This window comes from uncultured Martelella sp., from assembly GCF_963677965.2.
In the GTDB taxonomy this organism is placed as follows: domain Bacteria; phylum Pseudomonadota; class Alphaproteobacteria; order Rhizobiales; family Rhizobiaceae; genus Martelella; species Martelella mangrovi.
In genome coordinates this window covers 209745-228220 of sequence record NZ_CAXXFM010000003.1, presented here as the reverse complement: position 1 = coordinate 228220, position 18476 = coordinate 209745, and the positions used below count along the sequence as shown (strand labels likewise).

Below are 18476 nucleotides of genomic sequence, written 5' to 3'. Positions count from 1 at the left end.
TGAAAGCTTGCGAAAGAGGAGGAGAAACCATGACCCGCAAGATCAATGTCAAGGAACGGGCAGAGGCCCAGTCCACGCGCATGTCCAGCGAACAGCAGGCCGCGATCCGCATGGTCGCCAATGACCTGCACCGGCTGAACCAGTCGGTCATGAAGGCGGTGGATGCCGGTGTCTCGGTCGAAATCATCCGCTCGGCCCGCCATCACGGCGGCACCAAGAGCTGGGGCGATCTTCTGGTGCCGATCATCATCGCAGGTGCTGCGGAGGAGCCGGAAACCGAAACCGATCTGGCGGCAGGGTGAGCACCGCTGCCGGGAAAGACAACGGGCAGGGCGTTTTCGCCCTGTCTCTCCTGGCTAGAACAGCAGTGCCTTTGCGGGCATCCAGAGACCCATCAGCGTCATCATCAGGCTTTCCGTCAGCGACACAAAGCCGAGCGGCACGGACGAACCGCCGCCGACGCAGGCGCATTTCAGCTCACGCTTGTCGATATAGACCGCCTTGAAAATGCTGACAGAACCAATAATACCGATGAAGAGGGCGACCGGGGTGGAAATCCAGACCAGCGCGCCGGCTGTCATCAATATCCCGGCCAGCGCTTCGCCAAACGGGTAAAGCCGGCCATAGGGCACCCAGCGGCGGGCCAGAAGGTCGTAATTCAGGAACATCGTGGAAAAGCTCTCGATATCCTGCAATTTCTGGATCGCCAGTATGGTCATGGAAAGCGAGATGAACCATTCCACCATCCGCACTGTCAACGGCGTGCCATATTGGTGCCAGGAAAGCCCCAGTGCCAGCAGAAGCGCGACGGCGAAGATCGCGATCACCGGCGTGTAGCTCGTATCGCTTTGCTCCTCCGGCGGCGGATCGAGCCTGAAGAAAACCCGCAGATCGTCATAGCCGCCGATGCGGACTCCGTCGATGAAGGTCTGCGGTGTCGTCTCGACCCCGTGTTCTTCCATGAAACTGTCTGTTTCCTCCCGGGTCTTCAGGTGGTGGTCTTCCACCTCATACCCCTTGCTCTTCAGGAGATGCCTGGATTTCAGCCCATAGGGACAGACATGGTCGGGCATGACCATCCGGTAGAGCTTTGCGGTTTTGGTTCCGTTGGTCTCGGACATGGTGCCTTTCCTCGGTTCTTCCGGCTTGAATGCAAAAATCCCGCCGGCCTTTCGGGCGGCGGGATTTTGCCTGGCCGCTCTGGCAGGCTGATCTTTACGACTGGCTGTTGCCATTCGGGCGCGAGCGGGCGTGATTGGCCGAGGTGCTGGCGTCCGGTTCCTGGCCGAAATAGGTGCCGCCGAGATGGCCGCCGGCGCCCATATGCTCAACCTGGCGCAGGGTGCGTTCTGTTTCCTTTTCCTTGTCGATCTTGCTCATGGCAATTTCTCCTCTGGTTCGGTCACTCATCTGAAAAACGGGCCGAGGCGAAAACTGTTCCATGATTTCAATGGGAAAAAACGACTGCGCCGATGACGGCCGTGTCAGCCGTGGGTGCGGATCGTGTCGAGGAACTCCGCGCCATAGCGTTGCAGCTTGGTCTTGCCGACGCCCTGAATTTCGAGCATGGCTTCCGCTGTGGCCGGACGCTCGCTGGCAAGTGCGATCAGCGTGGTATCGGGGAAAATGACGTAGGGCGGCACTGCAAGCTCCTTGGCAAGCGCCGTGCGGGTGGCGCGCAGCGCCTCGAACAGCGACTGGTCCTGTTCGGACAATGCCGCCTTCGCGTCGCTGCGTTTGCGTGTGCCGGTTGAGGCCTTGCCCTTGGGCGTGCGGTCGACTCGGAACCGCAGTGACTGCTCGTGGCGGAAAACGGCGCGCGCGCCGGGCTCCAGTTTCAGCGCGCCGAAGGCGTCATGATCCACACGGATCAGCCCTTTGGCGAGCAATTGGCGGTAGACCGATTGCCATGTCTTGCGTGCGATATCCTTGCCCGCACCGAAAACCGGCATGGTGTCATGGCCGAACCGTTCGGTCCGCTCGGTGGCGTTGCCGGTCAGCACATCGATGACGTGTCCCGCCCCGAAGCGCTCGCCGGTGCGATAGATCGCGGCCATGGCCTTGATCGCGGCTTCCGTACCATCCCATGTTTCCACCGGCGACAGGCAGGTGTCGCAATTGCCGCAATTGCCGTCATGTTGCTCGCCGAAATGGGCAAGGATGGCCTGTCGTCGGCAGTCCGCGGTCTCGCAGATGCCGAGCAGCGCGTTGAGCTTGGCGCGTTCGACCCGTTTGACCTCGTCGGCGGCCGCGTTTCGGTCGATCATCCGGCCGCGCTGGGTGACATCGGCCATGCCGTAGACCATCCAGGCTTCCGCCGGCAGGCCGTCACGACCGGCACGTCCGGTTTCCTGATAATAGGCTTCCACGGACCCCGGCAGGTCGAGATGGGCGACATAGCGGACATCCGGCTTGTCGATGCCCATGCCGAAGGCGACGGTTGCTACGAGGCAAAGCTCGTCTTCCTTCAGGAAGGCGTCCTGATGGGCGTCGCGGGTCTCGCGCGCCATGCCGGCGTGATAGGCAAGCGCGTGGATGCCCTGCGTGTTCAGCCATTCGGCGGTTTCCTCCACCTTGGCGCGCGACAGGCAGTAGACAATGCCGCTCTCGCCCTTGTGGCGGGCAAGGAAATCCAGAAGCTGGCGGCGCGGCTGTTCGCGCTCGACGATCTCGTAGGTGATGTTGGGGCGGTCGAAAGAGGTGGTGAACACGGCCGCGTTCTGCAGCGCCAACCGTTCGATAATGTCCTCGCGGGTGTGGGGATCGGCGGTTGCCGTCAGCGCCATGCGCGGCACACCGGGAAAAGCCTCGGCCAGCCTGTCTAAGGCGCGGTATTCCGGCCGGAAATCATGTCCCCATTGGGAAACGCAATGGGCCTCGTCAATGGCGAAGAGCGCAATGTCGAGATCGCGCATCATCTCCGTGAAGCCGGGCGTGGCGACCCGTTCGGGCGTCACGTAGAGAAGGTCCAGCTCGCGCCGCGCCAAGGCCCGCCGGGTGGCGATGAAGTCCTCCTGTGACAGCGAGGAATTGAGCGCTCCGGCGCGAACGCCCAGCTGTTTCAGCGCCTCGACCTGGTCGCGCATCAGCGCAATCAGCGGCGAGATCACCACGCCGACGCCGCTGCGGCAAAGCGCGGGCAGCTGATAGCACAGCGATTTGCCCGCACCTGTGGGAAACAGCACCACCGCATCACCGCCCGACACCACCTGTTCAACCACGGCGCCCTGTTTGCCGCGAAATTCGGAATAGCCGTAGATCTCGCGCAGGACGGTGAGCGGATCGGCGGCGGGGGCGGTGGGATAGGGTGCAGTCAATGGAGATTCCTTCGTAACGGAGTTCCATTATCGCAAATCCAGCCGCCCGGTGCGACCCTCTCTTGCAGAATTCACGGCGATCAGGAGGCCTGTCGGGAAAAATACCCGAAACACCGGTTACGCCGTTTCGTCTCGGTCTCGGCTGGGTAAGGCGACACACTCTCACGTCATTCTCGTGCTTGACACGAGAATCCAGGGCCAAACGACGGCTTCATGAAAAGCGACTACCGATCGGCGACGTGAGCGGAATGGATGCTCGGATCAGGTCCGAGCATGACCCTGTGGGGAGGCCGGTGGCAACATCATTGACAGCGTTCCCGGCCCTGACCGTCACTTGACGATCCAGATGCCGTTTATCCGGCCTGCCCACGTGTTTTTCCCTGAATCAGGTTTTTCTCCAGAGACCCGGGGGGAGCAATCAGCCCCGGATTTCCGAAACATAAACCAGACGCTTTTCCCGGGCCGACATATCCGCCGCCTCGGCAATTTCCAGCGCCTTCAGTCCGTCATCGCCGCTTGGCGACATCGCTGCGCCGGATTTCAGGTTTTCGGCAAAGCTGCGGATTTCGGCGGCGAAGGCTTCGACATAGCGGGTCATGAAGAAGTCGTAGATCGGCGGGCGCAGGAAACCTTCGGCGGTGGCAAGCTCGATTGATGCGGGACGGAGGTTTTCGGCAGACACCGCGCCCTTGGAGCCCAAAACCTCGATCCGCTGGTCATAACCGAAGGTGGCGCGGCGCGAATTGGAAATCGTGCACTGACGGCCGGAGACCGTGGTCAGGATGGTCGAGGCGCTGTCGAAATCGCCGATCTTTCCGATTTCCGGGTCGATCAGCGCCGAGCCGCTGGCCTGCACCGTCTCGATTTCCTCGCCGAGCAGAAACCGGCTCATGTCGAAATCGTGGATCGTCATGTCCTTGAAGAAACCGCCGGAGGAGGCGAGATAGGAAACCGGTGGCGGGGCGGGGTCGCGCGAGACGATGTGCAGCATTTCCGGGTTACCGATCCGGCCATCGGCGATCGTCTGTTTCAGCGCCTGGAAATTGGGGTCGAAACGGCGGTTGAAGCCGAGCATCAGCCGGGTGCCGGTTTCCTCCACGACGGCAAGGCACTGGCGCGCGCGAGCCGAATCGAGATCGACGGGCTTTTCGCAGAAGATCGCCTTGCCAGCGCGGGCGAATTTTTCGATCAGGTCTGCATGCGTGCCGGTCGGCGTGGCGATGATGACGGCATCGATGCTGCTGTCATTGGCAATCTCATCGATGGTCGAAACGCCGGTTTCATAGGTCGCGGCGATTTCGTTGGCCGCTTCGGTATTGGCGTCGGCGACGGCGGCGAGCCTGACGCCGGCCACCGAAGTGACGGCGCGCGCATGCACGCGGCCGATGCGTCCGGCACCCAAAAGTGCAATCGATACAGTCATATGTCCTCCCGCTGTTCCGCATCTGCGGCCGATCTTGTGCCGCTTGATGAAATGGAATAAAAATTCTAAAAACACCAAATGTGGAATATGTCAAGCGCAATAGCGGAGCCCAGTCATGCCCAGCCACACCAGTGCGGCGCCCGATACGATCGATGCCTTTTTCGCCCGTCTGGCGGAGCGTTCGCCGGCCTTTCCCAAGCGGCTGAAACAGTGCGCCGATTTCGTTGCCGCCAATCCCGACCGGGTGGCGGTGTCGACGGTCGCCGAACTGTCGGGCGAGGCGGGGGTACAGCCATCGGCGTTCATGCGGTTTTGCCAGGAACTGGGGTTTTCCGGTTTTTCGCAGATGCAGCGGCTGTTTCGCAGCGACTATTCCCGCAAATGGCCGGATTATGCAACGCGGATCGATTCGCTGCGCGATCATGGGTCCGACAGTCCGGCAGCGCTGCTTGCGGAATTTGTCGAGGTCGGCCGGCTTTCGCTGGAAAACCTGCTGACATCGGTGGAAACCGAAGCGCTGAATCAAGCGGTGGAGATGCTGGCGGGCGCCGAGACCATTCACCTTGTCGGTTTCCGCCGGGCTTTTCCCGTCACCTCCTATCTCGCCTATGCCTTCGAGAAGATGGATATTCCGGCCATGCTGCATACCGGCATTGCCGGGCTGGGGCTGGAATATGCAATCCGGCCCAATGATGCCGTGCTGGCCGTCACCTTCGCCCCCTATACCGAGCGCACGCTGGAAATCGCGGAGGCGGGCCGGGCGCGTGGCGCCGGGCTTGTCGCCATCACCGACTATGTCACCAGCCCGCTGGTGCAGCTTGGCGCAACCACGCTGCATGTCGCCGAGCCCGATGTCGGCGCGTTTCGCGCGCTGTCGGGGTCGCTGTCGCTTGCCATTTCGCTGGCCGTCTCGGTCGGCGCGGCGCGCGAAAACCTTAAAAATGGAAAATAAATATTGCAAAAACCAAAAAATAGAATTTAAATTCCTTCTGCGGAACGTGATCTCTTTTGCGTTCCTGCACTGAAATCTGCCCTTGCCGGGAGGAGGTCGGGGCAGGTTCATCCAAGGAGGAGGACTTGAGCATGAAAAGCAGATTTCTTGCACTGGCGGCCGCAGCCGTCGCGCTGACCGGCCTTGCACCGGCAGCCGCGCAGGCCGAGGGCGAGCGTTTCGTTCTGATCTCGCATGCACCTGACAGCGACAGCTGGTGGAACACCATCAAGAACGCCATCAATGTCGCCGGCGAGCAGATGGATGTGGAGGTGGAATACCGCAATCCGCCGACGGGCGACCTTGCCGATATGGGCCGTATCGTCCAGCAGGCAGCAGCGTCCAACCCGGATGGCATTATCGTGACGATTGCCGATTTTGACGTGTTGTCGGGGCCGGTTTCGGATGCCGTGGCCAAGGGCATTCCGGTGATCACCATCAATTCGGGCACCGAAGAACAGTCGAAACAGCTCGGCGCGATGATGCATGTCGGCCAGCCGGAATATATGGCCGGCAAGCTGGCGGGCGAGCGCGCGAAAAAGGAGTCGGGCGCCGACAGCTTCCTGTGCGTCAACCACTACATCACCAACCCGGCATCGGTTGAGCGCTGCCAGGGCTTTGCCGATGGTCTGGGCGTCGAACTCGGCGAGCAGATGATCGACAGCGGCATGGACCCGTCCGAGGTCAAGTCGAAGGTCATGGCCTATCTGAATTCCAATCCCGATACCGGCGCCATTCTGACGCTCGGTCCCAATTCCGCCGAGCCGACGATTGCCGCACTCGACGAGATGGGCCAGTCGGGCGAGATCTATTTCGGCACGTTCGACCTTTCGAGCGGGATTGCCGACGCGATCAAGGCCGGCACGGTCAATTTCGCGATTGACCAGCAGCCTTACCTGCAGGGCTATCTGCCGGTGGTCATTCTCACCAATTATGCCCGCTACGGCGTGATGCCGGGCAACTCGATCAATTCGGGCCCCGGCTTCATTACCGACAGCAATATCGAACTGGTTGAGAAATACGCCGGCCAGTATCGCTGACGTTAGACAATGGCGTCGCCGCGCGGGCCCTTTCGCGCGGCGGCTTTTCCGGCCTTGGCCGGTCCCTTGAGACACCCGGCACGGCAGGCAGCGTCAACGCGCCGCCGTTACAGGAAGCTGTTGCCTGCGTGGCGGAGAGAAATCGATGTCCAAATCCCAATCCCAAAAGCCGCACCGGCCGATCGAGGAACTGATCCTCGAAGAGCGCATGCGCCCCGTGCCGCGCTGGCGCAAGGCGCTGATCCGGCCGGAACTCGGCTCCATCTGCGGCACCATTCTGGTTTTCCTGCTGTTTGCCGCGATTGCCGGCGACAGCGGCATGTTTTCGGCCGAAGGCTTTATCAACTGGGGCACGGTATCCGCCCAGTTCGCCATCATCGCGGTAGGGGCCTGCCTGCTGATGATCGCGGGCGAATTCGACCTGTCGATCGGCTCGATGATCGGCTTTTCCGGCATTGTCATCGCGCTCTTGACGGTGCAGTGGGGTTGGCCCGCATGGGCGGCGATCATCACCGCCTTTGCCGTTGCGATTGCCATCGGCGCGCTGAACGGCTTTCTGGTGATCCGCACCGGCCTGCCGTCCTTCATCGTCACGCTGGCCTTTCTGTTCATCCTGCGCGGCCTGACGATCTTCATCGCCATTTCGACCACCGGCAAGACCATTATCGGCGGTGTGCGCGAGGCGGCGGAGGGCGATTTCGTCGCTTCGCTTTTCGGGGGCAAGACCTTTGGCTGGTTTTTCCGCTGGCTTGCCGACAATGACATGATCGCGACCTTCGTCGCCGGTCCCCGCGCCGGTCAGCCGGTGGTCGACGGCATCCCCATGTTGATGGTCTGGGCGCTGATCCTCATCATTTTCGGACACTTCCTGCTGGTGCGCACCAAATTCGGCAACTGGATCTTTGCAGCCGGTGGCGATGCGCAGGCCGCGCGCTATGTCGGCGTGCCGGTCAATCGCGTGAAGATCCTGATGTTCATGCTGACGGCGTTCTGCGCCACCATCTTCGCCACCTGCCAGGTGATGGAATTCGGCTCGGCGGCGGCAGACCGCGGGCTTTTGAAGGAGTTCGAGGCGATCATTTCCGTCGTGATCGGCGGTGCGCTTCTGACGGGCGGCTATGGCTCGGTCATCGGTGCGGCCCTTGGCGCGCTGATCTTCGGCGTCGTCCAGCAGGGGCTGTTTTTCGCCGGCGTCGAAAGTTCGCTGTTCAGGGTGTTCCTCGGCGTCATCCTGCTGCTGGCCGTCATTCTCAACACCTATATTCGCCGTCGCATCACGGGAGAACGCTAGTCATGAGCGCACCTCTGATCGAACTCGAAGATATCGAGAAACATTTCGGCCCCGTTATCGCGCTGGCCGGTGTGTCGCTCTCGGTGATGGCCGGTGAGTGCCATTGCCTGCTCGGCGACAATGGCGCGGGCAAATCCACCTTCATCAAGACCATGTCCGGCGTGCACAAGCCGAGCTATGGCCGCATTCTCGTCGACGGCAAGGAAGTCACCTTCAACGACCCGCGCGATGCGATGGCGGCCGGGATCGCCACGGTCTATCAGGACCTGGCGATGATCCCGCTGATGTCGGTTACCCGCAATTTCTGGATGGGCCGCGAACCGGAGCGCCGCATCGGCCCGATCAAGGTGTTTGATCACAAGAGGGCGGGGGCGGTCACCGTTGAGGAGATGGCCAGGATGGGCATCCACCTGCGCTCTGCCGATCAGGCTGTCGGCACGCTTTCCGGCGGCGAGCGGCAGACGGTCGCCATTTCCCGGGCGGTCTATTTCGGCGCGCGCGTGCTGATCCTTGATGAGCCGACCTCGGCGCTTGGCGTGCGCCAGACCGCCAATGTGCTGTCCACCATCGATGCCGTGCGTAAAAAAGGGATCGGCGTCGTCTTCATCACCCACAATGTCCGTCACGCGCTTGCCGTCGGCGACCGCTTCACCGTCATCAACCACGGCAAGACGCTTGGCACCGCCAAACGCGGCGAGATCAATGCCGAACAGTTGCAGGACCTGATGGCGGGCGGGCGCGAACTTGTCGAACTCGAATCCTCGCTTGGAGGCACTGTCTAGAGCATGCATCAACTCGATTGTCTCACGATCGGCCGCTCCTCGGTCGACCTATACGGTGCGCAGGTCGGCGGCCGGCTGGAGGACATGCTGTCCTTCGAGAAATATCTCGGCGGCTCGCCGACCAACATGGCGACGGGGGCCGCCCGCCTCGGTCTGAAATCCGGTCTCATCACCCGCGTCGGCGACGAGCATATGGGCCGTTTCATCCGCGAGGAACTGGTGCGGGAAGGGGTGGATGTCTCCGGCGTGGTGACGGACCCGGAACGCCTGTCCGCGCTGGTGATCCTGGGTATTCGCGATGAGGAACAGTTTCCGCTGATCTTCTATCGCGAGAACTGCGCCGATATGGCGCTGTGCGAGGCGGATATCGACGAGGCGCTGATTGCGCGGGCCCGTTCGCTGGTGGCAACCGGCACGCATCTTTCCAACCCGCAGACCGAGGCGGCGGTGCTGAAGGCGCTGACCCTTGCCCGCAAACATGGCGCCCGCACCGCGCTCGATATCGACTACCGCCCCAATCTGTGGGGACTGTCCGGTCATGGCGACGGCGAAAACCGCTTCATTGCATCTGAAAAGGTCACCGCCAAGCTGCAATCGACGCTCTCGCTTTTCGATCTGATCGTCGGCACGGAGGAAGAGTTTCACATCGCCGGCGGCACGACGGATACGCTTCAGGCGCTGAAGAATGTGCGCACGGTGAGCGCCGCCACACTTGTGCTGAAGCGCGGCGCTGATGGGGCTTCCGCTTTCGAGGGCGATATTCCCGATGATATCGATGGCGGCGTTGCGGGAAAAAGCTTCCGTATCGAGGTCTTCAATGTTCTGGGCGCAGGGGACGGCTTCATGGCCGGACTGCTGAAGGGCTGGCTGACGGACCGCAACTGGCGCGAAAGCCTGACCATTGCCAATGCCTGCGGGGCGTTTGCCGTCTCCCGCCACGGCTGCACGCCGGCCTATCCGAGCCTCACCGAGCTTGAATATTTTCTGGAACATGGCGCTGAAACGCTGGCCCTGCGCAAGGACAAGGCGCTGGAACAGCTCCACTGGTCGACCAACCGCCATGGAAACTGGCCGCAAATGCGGGTGTTTGCCTTTGACCACCGCATCCAGCTGGAAGAGATGGCGGCGCAATATGGCGCGCCGGCCGACAGGATCAGCGCCTTCAAGGAGCTTTGCCTGAAGGCCGTGCTGAGCGTTGCAGACGGCAAGCCCGGTCACGGGATCCTGTGCGACAACCGGCTCGGCCGCTCGGCGCTCTACAAGGCGGCGGGAACCGGTCTGTGGATCGGCCGCCCGACGGAATGGCCGGGATCGCGCCCGCTGTCGCTCGAACCCGAGCTTGGCGAGGATATCGGCGGGCTTTCCGAGTGGCCGGCAGAGCATGTCGTCAAGGTTCTGTGCTTCTACCACCCGGACGACAACGCGCCGCTGAAGGCCGAGCAGGAGGCGACGCTGAAACGGCTTTTTGCCGCTGCCCGCCGCAACCGTCTGGAATTCCTGATGGAGGTTGTGTCATCGAAGCATGGCGAAACCGATGATATGACGGCGGCAAGGGTGATCGACCGGCTTTACGGGATCGGCATTTATCCCGACTGGTGGAAGCTGGAGCCGCTGACCTCCGAAGCCGCATGGGCAAATGTCTCGACCGCAATCGAGCGCAATGACCGTCACACCCGCGGTATCGTGGTGCTCGGCCTCGATGCGCCGGAGCAGGAACTGGCGGCAAGCTTCGCCACCGCTGCGCGCTTCCCGCTGGTCAAGGGCTTTGCCGTCGGCCGTTCGATCTTTGCCGAAACCGCGCGCGCCTGGCTTTCCGGGGCGCTTGGCGATGATCAGGCCGTGGCCGAAATGACGGAAAAATACAGCCGGTTCTGCCGCTACTGGGATGAAGCGCGAAACCGGACCGAACAGCATGAAACACAAGAGGCGTTTTGATGAAAACGATACGCTTGACCGCCGCGCAGGCACTGGTGCGCTATCTCATTGCCCAGAAGAACGAGGATGGCGATCCCGTCATTCCCGGTTGCTGGGCGATTTTCGGGCATGGCAATGTCGCAGCCCTCGGCGAGGCGCTTTACGGCGTACGCGACAGCTTTCCCACCTGGCGCGGCCATAACGAGCAGACCATGGCCCATGCCGCAATCGCCTATGCCAAGGCGAAGAACCGCCGGCAGGCCATGGCGGTGACCACCTCGATCGGTCCCGGCGCGACCAACATGGTGACGGCCTGCGCGCTGGCGCATGTGAACCGCCTGCCGGTGCTGCTGATCCCCGGCGATGTCTTCGCCAGCCGCGCGCCCGATCCGGTGTTGCAGCAGGTCGAGGATTTTGACGATGCCACGGTTTCGGCCAATGACTGCTTCCGTCCCGTCAGCCGCTACTTCGACAGGATCACCCGTCCCGAGCAGCTGCTGACCGCGCTACCGCGCGCGCTTTCGACGCTGACCGACCCGGAGCGCTGCGGCCCGGTCACGCTTTCCTTTTGCCAGGATGTGCAGGCCGAAGCCTTCGACTGGCCGGAAAGCTTCTTTGCCGAAAAAATCTGGTATCAGCGCCGCCCGGCGCCCGATGCGGATGCACTGGCGCGCGCCGTCGATGCGATCAAGGCCGCGAAGCGTCCGCTGATCGTCGCAGGCGGCGGCGTTCTTTATTCCGGCGCGAGTGATGCACTGAGAGCCTTTGCGGAAAAGCATCAGGTACCGGTCGCCGAAACACAGGCCGGCAAATCCTCGCTTCCCGCAAGTCACCCGCTGAACCTTGGTTCCATCGGCGTGACCGGCTCGTCGGCCGCCAATGCGATTGCAGCCGACGCCGATCTGGTGATCGGGCTCGGCACCCGGTTTCAGGATTTCACCACCGGCTCGTGGTCGGTGTTCAAAAATCCGTCGCGGCGCATCCTCGCTATCAATGTCACACCGTTCGACAGCTACAAGCACGACGCCCTGTCGCTTGTCGCCGATGCCCGCGTGGCGCTCGAAGCGCTCAGCGAAACGCTTGGCGCGCACGCAGCACCGCCCATCGACCCCGAGCTTAAAAAAAAATGGATGGCCTCCGTTGCCGCCGCAACCGATGCACCCTCCGGCAATGCGTTGCCCAGTGACGGGCATGTGATCGGCGCGGTGCAGCGCCAGAGCGGTGAGGATTCGATCGTGGTCTGCGCCTCCGGCGGGCTGCCCGGCGAGCTGCACAAGCTGTGGCAGGCGGAAAAGCCCAATGGCTATCATCTCGACTATGGTTATTCCTGCATGGGCTACGAAATCGCCGGCGGGCTCGGCGTCAAGATGGCGCTGCCGGAACGCGATGTCATCGTCATGCTCGGCGACGGCTCCTATCTGATGGCGAATTCCGAACTGGCGACCTCGGTCATGCTCGGTCAGAAGATTACGGTCGTGGTGCTTGATAATCGCGGTTTCGGCTGCATCAACCGGCTTCAGCAGGCAACCGGCGGCGAGAGTTTCAACAATCTGATCGACACCGCGCGCCATGTGGTGCCCGCCGATATCGATTTTTCCGCCCATGCCGCGGCCCTTGGCGCAATCGCCGAGAAGGTCGATGGCATCGGCGCTCTCGAAGCAGCACTTGCCCGCGCAAAATCCAGTGAGCGCAGCCATGTCATCGTCATCGACACCGATCCGATGATCACCACCGAGGCCGGCGGCAACTGGTGGGATGTGGCGGTGCCGGAAGTGTCCGAGCGTGACGCGGTGAATGCGGCGCGCCAGGCCTATCTCGAAGACCGCGCCCGCCAGCGCGCTTTCGACTGAGTTCTTTTGCCTTTGAAAGGGTGAACCATGATCCTTTACGGAACCAATCCGATTGCCTGGTCGAATGATGACGACCAGAGCCTCGGCGCTGATATTTCGCTGGAAACCTGCCTTTCCGAAACCGCCGCAATCGGCTTCGACGGCATCGAGAAGGGCCACAAATTCCCGACCGATCCGGAGGCGCTTTCGGCGGTGCTCAACGCCCACGGTCTGAAATTCGTATCCGGCTGGCACTCGCTGAACCTGCTCGTTCATTCGGTGGAAGACGAGAAGGCGGCAATCCGTCCGCATCTCGATCTTTTGAAGTCGCAGGGTTCGAAGGTCTGCATCGTCTGCGAGACCTCGAATGCGATCCACGGCAATGACGCTGTGGCGCTTGGCAACCGCCCGGTGCTTGATGATGACGCCTGGGAAGACTTTGCCCGCAAGCTGGACGCCATCGCGGCCTACTGCGCCGAAGACGGCATCGCGCTGGTCTATCACCACCACATGGGCACGATCGTTCAGAGCGAAGAAGAAATCGGCCGGCTGATGGCACTGACGGGAGCGGATGTGCACCTGCTTCTGGATACCGGGCATGCGGCCTTTGGCGGCGGCGATCCTGTGGCGCTCGCCCGCCGCCATATGGGCCGCGTCGCCCATATCCACGCCAAGAATGTGCGCGGCGCGATCATGCGGCAGGTGGCAGACGAGGGGCTGAGCTTTCTCGAAGGCGTGCGGCGCGGCGTCTTTACCGTTCCGGGCGATGACGAGGGGATTGTCGACTTTGTATCCGTGCTGAAGGTCGCCGCCGAACATGGCTATTCCGGCTGGATCGTGATCGAGGCCGAACAGGACCCTGCGGTGCGCAACCCCTTCCGGTATCAGAGCATGGGACTGAAGGCGCTGAAAGCGGCAGCGCTTGAGGCCGGTCTGCGATAACGAAAACGACGAGGAGACGACAGCGATGAGCCGACTACTGGTCAAACCCATGGGAACCCGCGGCAAGGTTCATGACATCACACCCGAAAGCGCCGGCTGGGGCTATGTCGGCTTCCGGCTTTACCGCCTCGCGGCAGGCGAAAGCGTTTCCGAGGAAACCGGCGACCGCGAGGTGATACTCGTGCTTGTGGAAGGCAAGGCGGAAATTTCCGGTGCCGGCGCGGATTTCGGCAGGCTTGGCAAGCGCATGAATGTGTTCGAGCGCGAAAAACCGGCCGCCGTCTATGTGCCCGATCACAGCGACTGGTCCGCCATGGCTGCAACCGACTGCACGCTGGCCGTCTGCTCGGCGCCGGGCAAGGGCGGACACAAGGCGCAGGTGATCGACAATATCGGGCTGGAAGAGCGCGGCAAGGGCTCAAACACGCGCTTCATTCATCCGATTGCGATGGAGGACCGCGATATCGCCGACAGCCTGCTGGTGACGGAAGTGTTCACGCCGGCCGGCAACTGGTCGTCCTATCCGCCGCACCGGCATGACGAGGATAATTTTCCCGAGATGACCTATCTGGAGGAGACCTATTATCACCGTCTGAACCCGCCACAGGGTTTCGGCTTCCAGCGCGTGTTCACCGAGGACGGCGAACTGGACGAGACCATGGCCGTGCATGACGGCGACGTGGTGCTGGTGCCGAAGGGCCATCACCCCTGCGGTGCGCCGCATGGCTACGAGATGTATTATCTGAACGTGATGGCCGGGCCGATGCGCAAATGGCGGTTCAAAAACCATCCCGATCACGACTGGATCGCGCAACAGCAGAAATGACAGTTGTCATGGCGCGCAGTTGATTGTGGCCGGTGATCGCCGATAATGGATAAAGTGAATCACCACGCATAGGTTTTCCCGTGCCATCTCCTCTGCTTCTCCGCCTGCGGCTGGCGGCGCTGGTCGTTGGCGTTTTCCTGGTCGGCGCGAATTCCTTTATTCTCGGGCCGATCCTTGCCGATGTCGCCGCGACGCTGAAAACGGAACCGGTTGCAGTGGCGCGGGCGATCTCCGCCTTCGGTGCTGCTGCCGCATTCTCTGCCTTTTTCCTGTCCGGTTTGATTGACCGCTACGCCATGCGGCCGGTGCTGGCCGGTTCCGCCTTTTTGCTCATGGGCGGCTTTGCAGGCTCGGCGCTCAGCCATAGCTGGCAGACGCTTTCCGTGTTTCAGGCGCTGGCAGGCATTGCCACCGGCGTGCTGTTGCCGGCGATCTATTCGGAGGCCGTACGCTCGGCGCCTGAAGGGCAGGGAACGCGTGTCTTCGGCCTTGTCCTGTCCGGCTGGTCGATTGCGTTGATCGTCGGCGTGCCGCTTTCGGCGCTGCTCAGCGATGTTCTCGACTGGCGTCTGGCCTATGGCGTTCTTGCCTTACTGGCCGGACTGGCCTGTATGGTCTTCGCCGCCACGGCCGACAGGCAACCGCCGGCGCAAAGCGGTGAGAGCCACAGCCGCCGCGCGGTGATCCGTGTCCGCGGCGTTATCAGCATGCTTGCGACCGGCTTTCTGTTCATGACGGTGTTTTACGGCACTTACGCGCTTCTTGGCCTGCGGATGCGCGATATGCTTGGCATCAGCGCGTCCGCCGCCAGCCTTGCGGTGATGGCCTATGGCGTTGGGTTCGGTCTTGGCGGCGCTCTTGCGCGCCATGTCGACCGGATCGGGCCGGCAAAAGTGTTTCCCCTGTTTCTGGCCGGATCGGGGCTGGTTTATCTGTCACTTGCTCTGGCGACCCGGTCTTTCTGGCTGTCGCTTCTGGCGACATTCCTGCTCGGCATCTTCAACCATTTCGGCCTGAACCTGACCGTGCTGCTGCTGGCGCTGCGCAAGCCGGAAGCGCGCGGCACGCTGATCGGCCTGAATACCACCGCCACCTATATCGCCGTGTTCGTCGGTCCGCTGCTGATGGGCGCGCTCTATGCGGGAATCGGGTTTGGGGCAGTCAGCCTCTCCGCTTTCGCCCTGCTGGCTGTCTGCGTCGCTCTGATGTGGCGGCTTAGCAAGGCCGATGCCGCTCAGTGAAGTTCGCGCGAGATCGGCGCGCCCACCGAAAAATCGGTAAAACGCACTTTCAGGCCGGCCCGTTCCGGCGTGCAGGCGGTCATGCCGATCTGGGCATCGGCTGAAGGGAAGGGGCAAAGCCGCGCCATCTGCCATTGCCCGTCGCCCAGATGAAACTGCACCCGCACAGCGTCGTCATGCCGGGTGATGCGGATCGAAACTGGCGTTTTCGGATTTGCCGCATGCAGCGGAATGACCGACCAGTCGGACACGTCGCGGGTGACGACGGTGGAAAAATGCATCAGCCCGTCGGTGAATTCGATGCCCGCCTTGATCCAGTGGGTTTCATCGATGCGCAGCATCAGCCCGGCCTGATCGTAAAGCATCTCGTATGCGGCGGTCATGGTCGCGCTGGCGGAAAAGTCGCCGGAGACCGGCGCAAGATAGGCATGGCCGCTGTCGCGGGTGAAGCCGTAAAACGTCCTGCGCCAGAAGTCGGTGGCATTGTCCGTCACCAACTCAAGCGTGTCGCCTTCTGCCGTCCATTCCGCCGGTTCGTTGAGCCAGATTGCCATCTCATGTCCCCCATTGTGCAGAAAATCTATTCCGGCAGACGATAGTCCTTCAGCCTGTCTTCCCGGAAAACGAAAAGCTTGCCGCTTTCCTGATAGTCGGGCCTGGTCAGCGGCACGATCTTTGCGGCGACCTCGCTTGGATGCGGCAGCGTCATCGGGTCTTCGCCGGGGGCCGCCTGCGCGCGCATTGCGGTGCGGGTGCGGCCGGGATCGAAATTGGTGACCTTGATCGGCGTGTGGGCGGTTTCGCCGGCCCATGTCCGTCCCAGCACCTCGACAGCGGATTTGGAGGCGGCATAGGCGCCCCAGAAGGGCCTGCATGTATGGGCAACGCCGGAGGAAATCAGCACGGCGCGTCCGGCATCGGATTGCAGCAGCAGCGGCTCCAGCGACCGGATCAGCCGCCAGGTGGCGGTCACGTTCACGGCCATCACCTGTTCGAAAACCTTGGCCTCCAGATGGGCGAGCGGCGAGACCACGCCGAGCACACCGGCATTGGCAACCATGATGTCGAGCTTGCCCCAGCGCTTGAAGATCGATCCGCCAAGGCGGTCGATGGCGCCCATGTCGGCAAGATCCATCGGCACCAGCGTTGCCGAGCCATTGCCGTCGGCCTTGATTGCATCATCGAGTTCTTCGAGACCACCGACCGTGCGCGCGCAGGCAATCACATGCGCGCCCTGTTGCGCTAATGCCAGCGCGGTGAAATAGCCGATGCCGCGCGATGCGCCGGTAACGACCGCCAGACGGTTTTCGAGTGTCTTGCTCATGATGCGTCCCCCCTCCGATATGTTCAGGCTCAGCCGTTGCCGGCCAGAAGCTCGATCTTGGAAAACTCGCCCTCATGCTCCTTGTCGAGCAAGCGGGTCGGATAATCCCCGGTGAACTGGTGATCGGTGAACTGCGGCAGGGCATTGTTCCGCTTCTCGCCGCCGACGGCCATGTAGAGCCCGTCAATCGACAGGAATTCCAGCGAATCGGCGCCGATGAACTTGCACATGTCGGCCAGCGTTTCGTGGTTGTTGGCCAGAAGCTTGTCCCGGTCCGGCGTATCGATGCCGTAGAAATCGGAATAGTAGATCATCGGGCTGGCAACGCGGATGTGGACTTCCTTCGCGCCGGCCTCGCGCAGCATCTGCACGATTTTCACCGAGGTCGTGCCGCGCACGATGGAATCATCGATCAGAACAACACGGGCGCCGGAGATCACGGCCCGATTGGCCGAGTGCTTCAGCTTGACGCCGAAGGCGCGGATCTGCTGCGTCGGCTCAATGAAGGTGCGCCCGACATAATGGTTGCGGATGATGCCGAGTTCGAAGGGAATGCCGCTTTCCTGGGCATAGCCGATAGCCGCAGGCGTGCCGCCGTCGGGCACCGGCACGACGACATCGGCTTCGACCGGTGCTTCCTGTGCCAGGTTGATGCCCATGTTCTTGCGCGTCTGGTAGACATTGCGGCCGCCGACGATGGAATCGGGACGGGCGAAATAGACATACTCGAACAGGCACAGCCGCTCTGGCTGTTTCAGCGCGGGCTTGCGCGAATCGATGGAAATCGAGCCGTCCGGCTGCTCCTCGCAGATGATGACCTCGCCGTTTTCGACGTCGCGCACGAATTTCGCGCCGATGATGTCGAGTGCGCAGGTCTCCGAACAGAAGATCGGCTTGCCGTCCAGCTCGCCCATCACCAGCGGGCGGATGCCGGTGGGGTCGCGCGCGGCGATCAGCTTTGTCCGGGTCATGGCGATCATCGAATAACCGCCTTCCATCTGGCTGATGGCGTCGATGAACCGGTCCGACGATGTCTTGGCGCGCGACCGGGCGATCAGATGCAGAACGACCTCGGTATCCGAGGTCGACTGACAGATCGCACCGTCGGAAATCAGCTTGCGCCGCATGAACAGGCCGTTGGTGAAATTGCCGTTATGGGCAATGGCAATGCCGCCGACGCCGAGTTCGGCAAAAAGCGGCTGGACATTGCGCAGCACCGTGCCGCCCGTGGTGGAATAACGCACATGGCCCATCGCCATAGAGCCCCTCAGGCTCTCCAGCATGGCCGGGTCGGTATAATGGTCGCCGACGAGGCCCAGATGGCGTTCGGAACGGAATTGCTGACCGTCATAGGAGACGATGCCGGCGGCTTCCTGTCCGCGATGCTGAAGCGCATGCAGGCCCAGCGCCGTCAAGGCGGCTGCGTCGGGGTGGCCCAGAACGCCGAAAACGCCGCATTCCTCGTGCAGCGTATCGTCATCAAGGCTGAAATCATCATGATCGTCAAAACAGGTGTTCATCGCATGATCCGCAATTGGCTGGGGCAGGGCTGGTCT

General features: G+C 62.1%; 17 protein-coding genes. 10 read left to right on the top strand and 7 right to left on the bottom strand.

The annotated features are described in order from the left end of the window. Nucleotides 1-29 precede the first annotated feature (29 nt). Complete coding sequence (locus ACHZCU_RS20280) at nt 30-302, top strand: hypothetical protein (RefSeq protein ID WP_319520311.1); 273 nt, start codon at nt 30-32, stop codon at nt 300-302. A 54-nt stretch (nt 303-356) separates the two neighbouring features. Here ACHZCU_RS20280 and ACHZCU_RS20275 read toward each other — a convergent pair whose 3' ends face one another. The 4 genes from ACHZCU_RS20275 to iolG all read right to left on the bottom strand — a co-directional run bounded on the left by ACHZCU_RS20275 (nt 357) and on the right by iolG (nt 4740). Further along, nucleotides 357-1121 (bottom strand): glutaredoxin family protein, encoded by a 765-nt coding sequence (locus ACHZCU_RS20275; protein ID WP_319520310.1) that lies wholly within the window; start codon nt 1119-1121, stop codon nt 357-359. Between the two features lie 94 nt (nt 1122-1215). After that, nucleotides 1216-1380: a hypothetical protein gene (locus ACHZCU_RS20270; RefSeq protein ID WP_181190699.1), complete on the bottom strand. Its 165-nt coding sequence runs from the start codon at nt 1378-1380 to the stop codon at nt 1216-1218. A 104-nt stretch (nt 1381-1484) separates the two neighbouring features. Beyond that, nucleotides 1485-3317: a DNA helicase RecQ gene (recQ, locus tag ACHZCU_RS20265; RefSeq protein WP_319520309.1), complete on the bottom strand. Its 1833-nt coding sequence runs from the start codon at nt 3315-3317 to the stop codon at nt 1485-1487. A 418-nt stretch (nt 3318-3735) separates the two neighbouring features. Next, a complete protein-coding gene (iolG, locus tag ACHZCU_RS20260) occupies nt 3736-4740 on the bottom strand; it encodes an inositol 2-dehydrogenase (protein ID WP_319520308.1) in 1005 nt (334 codons plus the stop codon). Nucleotides 4741-4855: 115 nt separating this feature from the next. On the opposite strand from iolG, the gene ACHZCU_RS20255 reads away from it, so the two are divergent. The 9 genes from ACHZCU_RS20255 (at nt 4856) to ACHZCU_RS20215 (ending at nt 15596) form a co-directional block, all read left to right on the top strand. Beyond that, entirely contained in the window at nt 4856-5692 is an 837-nt protein-coding gene (locus tag ACHZCU_RS20255; RefSeq protein ID WP_319520307.1) for a MurR/RpiR family transcriptional regulator, read from the top strand. Nucleotides 5693-5823: 131 nt separating this feature from the next. After that, on the top strand, nt 5824-6771 hold the full coding sequence (locus ACHZCU_RS20250) for a sugar ABC transporter substrate-binding protein (RefSeq protein WP_319520306.1): 948 nt from the start codon (nt 5824-5826) through the stop codon (nt 6769-6771). A 208-nt stretch (nt 6772-6979) separates the two neighbouring features. After that, on the top strand, nt 6980-8062 hold the full coding sequence (locus ACHZCU_RS20245) for an ABC transporter permease (protein ID WP_394706159.1): 1083 nt from the start codon (nt 6980-6982) through the stop codon (nt 8060-8062). Nucleotides 8063-8064: 2 nt separating this feature from the next. After that, a complete protein-coding gene (locus ACHZCU_RS20240) occupies nt 8065-8844 on the top strand; it encodes an ATP-binding cassette domain-containing protein (protein WP_106312157.1) in 780 nt (259 codons plus the stop codon). A gap of 3 nt (nt 8845-8847) precedes the next feature. Continuing rightward, nucleotides 8848-10779 carry a 5-dehydro-2-deoxygluconokinase gene (iolC, locus tag ACHZCU_RS20235; protein ID WP_319520304.1) on the top strand — a complete coding sequence of 644 codons (1932 nt, stop codon included), beginning with the start codon at nt 8848-8850 and terminating at the stop codon, nt 10777-10779. Further along, nucleotides 10779-12608: a 3D-(3,5/4)-trihydroxycyclohexane-1,2-dione acylhydrolase (decyclizing) gene (gene iolD / locus ACHZCU_RS20230; protein WP_319520303.1), complete on the top strand. Its 1830-nt coding sequence runs from the start codon at nt 10779-10781 to the stop codon at nt 12606-12608. Before iolC ends, iolD begins: the two co-directional genes overlap by 1 nt. Nucleotides 12609-12635: 27 nt before the next feature. After that, on the top strand, nt 12636-13529 hold the full coding sequence (iolE, locus tag ACHZCU_RS20225) for a myo-inosose-2 dehydratase (protein WP_319520302.1): 894 nt from the start codon (nt 12636-12638) through the stop codon (nt 13527-13529). Nucleotides 13530-13554: 25 nt separating this feature from the next. Further along, nucleotides 13555-14355, top strand: coding sequence for a 5-deoxy-glucuronate isomerase (gene iolB / locus ACHZCU_RS20220; RefSeq protein ID WP_319520301.1), 801 nt, complete (start codon nt 13555-13557; stop codon nt 14353-14355). 80 nt (nt 14356-14435) lie between these two features. Further along, the gene (locus ACHZCU_RS20215; protein WP_319520300.1) at nt 14436-15596 is read left to right on the top strand and encodes an MFS transporter; all 1161 of its coding nucleotides are present in this window, start codon (nt 14436-14438) and stop codon (nt 15594-15596) included. Here the strand turns inward: ACHZCU_RS20215 and ACHZCU_RS20210 are convergent. Genes ACHZCU_RS20210 through purF form a run of 3 tightly spaced genes read right to left on the bottom strand, consistent with a single transcriptional unit; the run spans nt 15590 to nt 18440 of the window. Next, nucleotides 15590-16150 (bottom strand): DUF1349 domain-containing protein, encoded by a 561-nt coding sequence (locus ACHZCU_RS20210; RefSeq protein ID WP_319520299.1) that lies wholly within the window; start codon nt 16148-16150, stop codon nt 15590-15592. The genes ACHZCU_RS20215 and ACHZCU_RS20210 overlap by 7 nt on opposite strands. Nucleotides 16151-16176: 26 nt before the next feature. Then, entirely contained in the window at nt 16177-16920 is a 744-nt protein-coding gene (locus ACHZCU_RS20205) for an SDR family NAD(P)-dependent oxidoreductase (RefSeq protein ID WP_106312175.1), read from the bottom strand. Between the two features lie 29 nt (nt 16921-16949). Beyond that, entirely contained in the window at nt 16950-18440 is a 1491-nt protein-coding gene (gene purF, locus ACHZCU_RS20200) for an amidophosphoribosyltransferase (RefSeq protein ID WP_106312178.1), read from the bottom strand. Nucleotides 18441-18476 lie beyond the last annotated feature (36 nt).

What these genes read in the sequence shown, in the direction of transcription:
- iolB (WP_319520301.1), top strand. Translation starts at nt 13,555, where the DNA reads ATGAGCCGACTACTGGTCAAACCCATGGGAACCCGCGGCAAGGTTCAT.
- ACHZCU_RS20270 (WP_181190699.1), bottom strand. Translation starts at nt 1,380, where the DNA reads ATGAGCAAGATCGACAAGGAAAAGGAAACAGAACGCACCCTGCGCCAG.
- ACHZCU_RS20250 (WP_319520306.1), top strand. Translation starts at nt 5,824, where the DNA reads ATGAAAAGCAGATTTCTTGCACTGGCGGCCGCAGCCGTCGCGCTGACC.
- ACHZCU_RS20240 (WP_106312157.1), top strand. Translation starts at nt 8,065, where the DNA reads ATGAGCGCACCTCTGATCGAACTCGAAGATATCGAGAAACATTTCGGC.
- ACHZCU_RS20275 (WP_319520310.1), bottom strand. Translation starts at nt 1,121, where the DNA reads ATGTCCGAGACCAACGGAACCAAAACCGCAAAGCTCTACCGGATGGTC.
- ACHZCU_RS20280 (WP_319520311.1), top strand. Translation starts at nt 30, where the DNA reads ATGACCCGCAAGATCAATGTCAAGGAACGGGCAGAGGCCCAGTCCACG.
- ACHZCU_RS20205 (WP_106312175.1), bottom strand. Translation starts at nt 16,920, where the DNA reads ATGAGCAAGACACTCGAAAACCGTCTGGCGGTCGTTACCGGCGCATCG.
- iolE (WP_319520302.1), top strand. Translation starts at nt 12,636, where the DNA reads ATGATCCTTTACGGAACCAATCCGATTGCCTGGTCGAATGATGACGAC.
- purF (WP_106312178.1), bottom strand. Translation starts at nt 18,440, where the DNA reads ATGAACACCTGTTTTGACGATCATGATGATTTCAGCCTTGATGACGAT.
- ACHZCU_RS20245 (WP_394706159.1), top strand. Translation starts at nt 6,980, where the DNA reads ATGCGCCCCGTGCCGCGCTGGCGCAAGGCGCTGATCCGGCCGGAACTC.
- iolG (WP_319520308.1), bottom strand. Translation starts at nt 4,740, where the DNA reads ATGACTGTATCGATTGCACTTTTGGGTGCCGGACGCATCGGCCGCGTG.
- ACHZCU_RS20255 (WP_319520307.1), top strand. Translation starts at nt 4,856, where the DNA reads ATGCCCAGCCACACCAGTGCGGCGCCCGATACGATCGATGCCTTTTTC.
- ACHZCU_RS20210 (WP_319520299.1), bottom strand. Translation starts at nt 16,150, where the DNA reads ATGGCAATCTGGCTCAACGAACCGGCGGAATGGACGGCAGAAGGCGAC.
- iolC (WP_319520304.1), top strand. Translation starts at nt 8,848, where the DNA reads ATGCATCAACTCGATTGTCTCACGATCGGCCGCTCCTCGGTCGACCTA.
- iolD (WP_319520303.1), top strand. Translation starts at nt 10,779, where the DNA reads ATGAAAACGATACGCTTGACCGCCGCGCAGGCACTGGTGCGCTATCTC.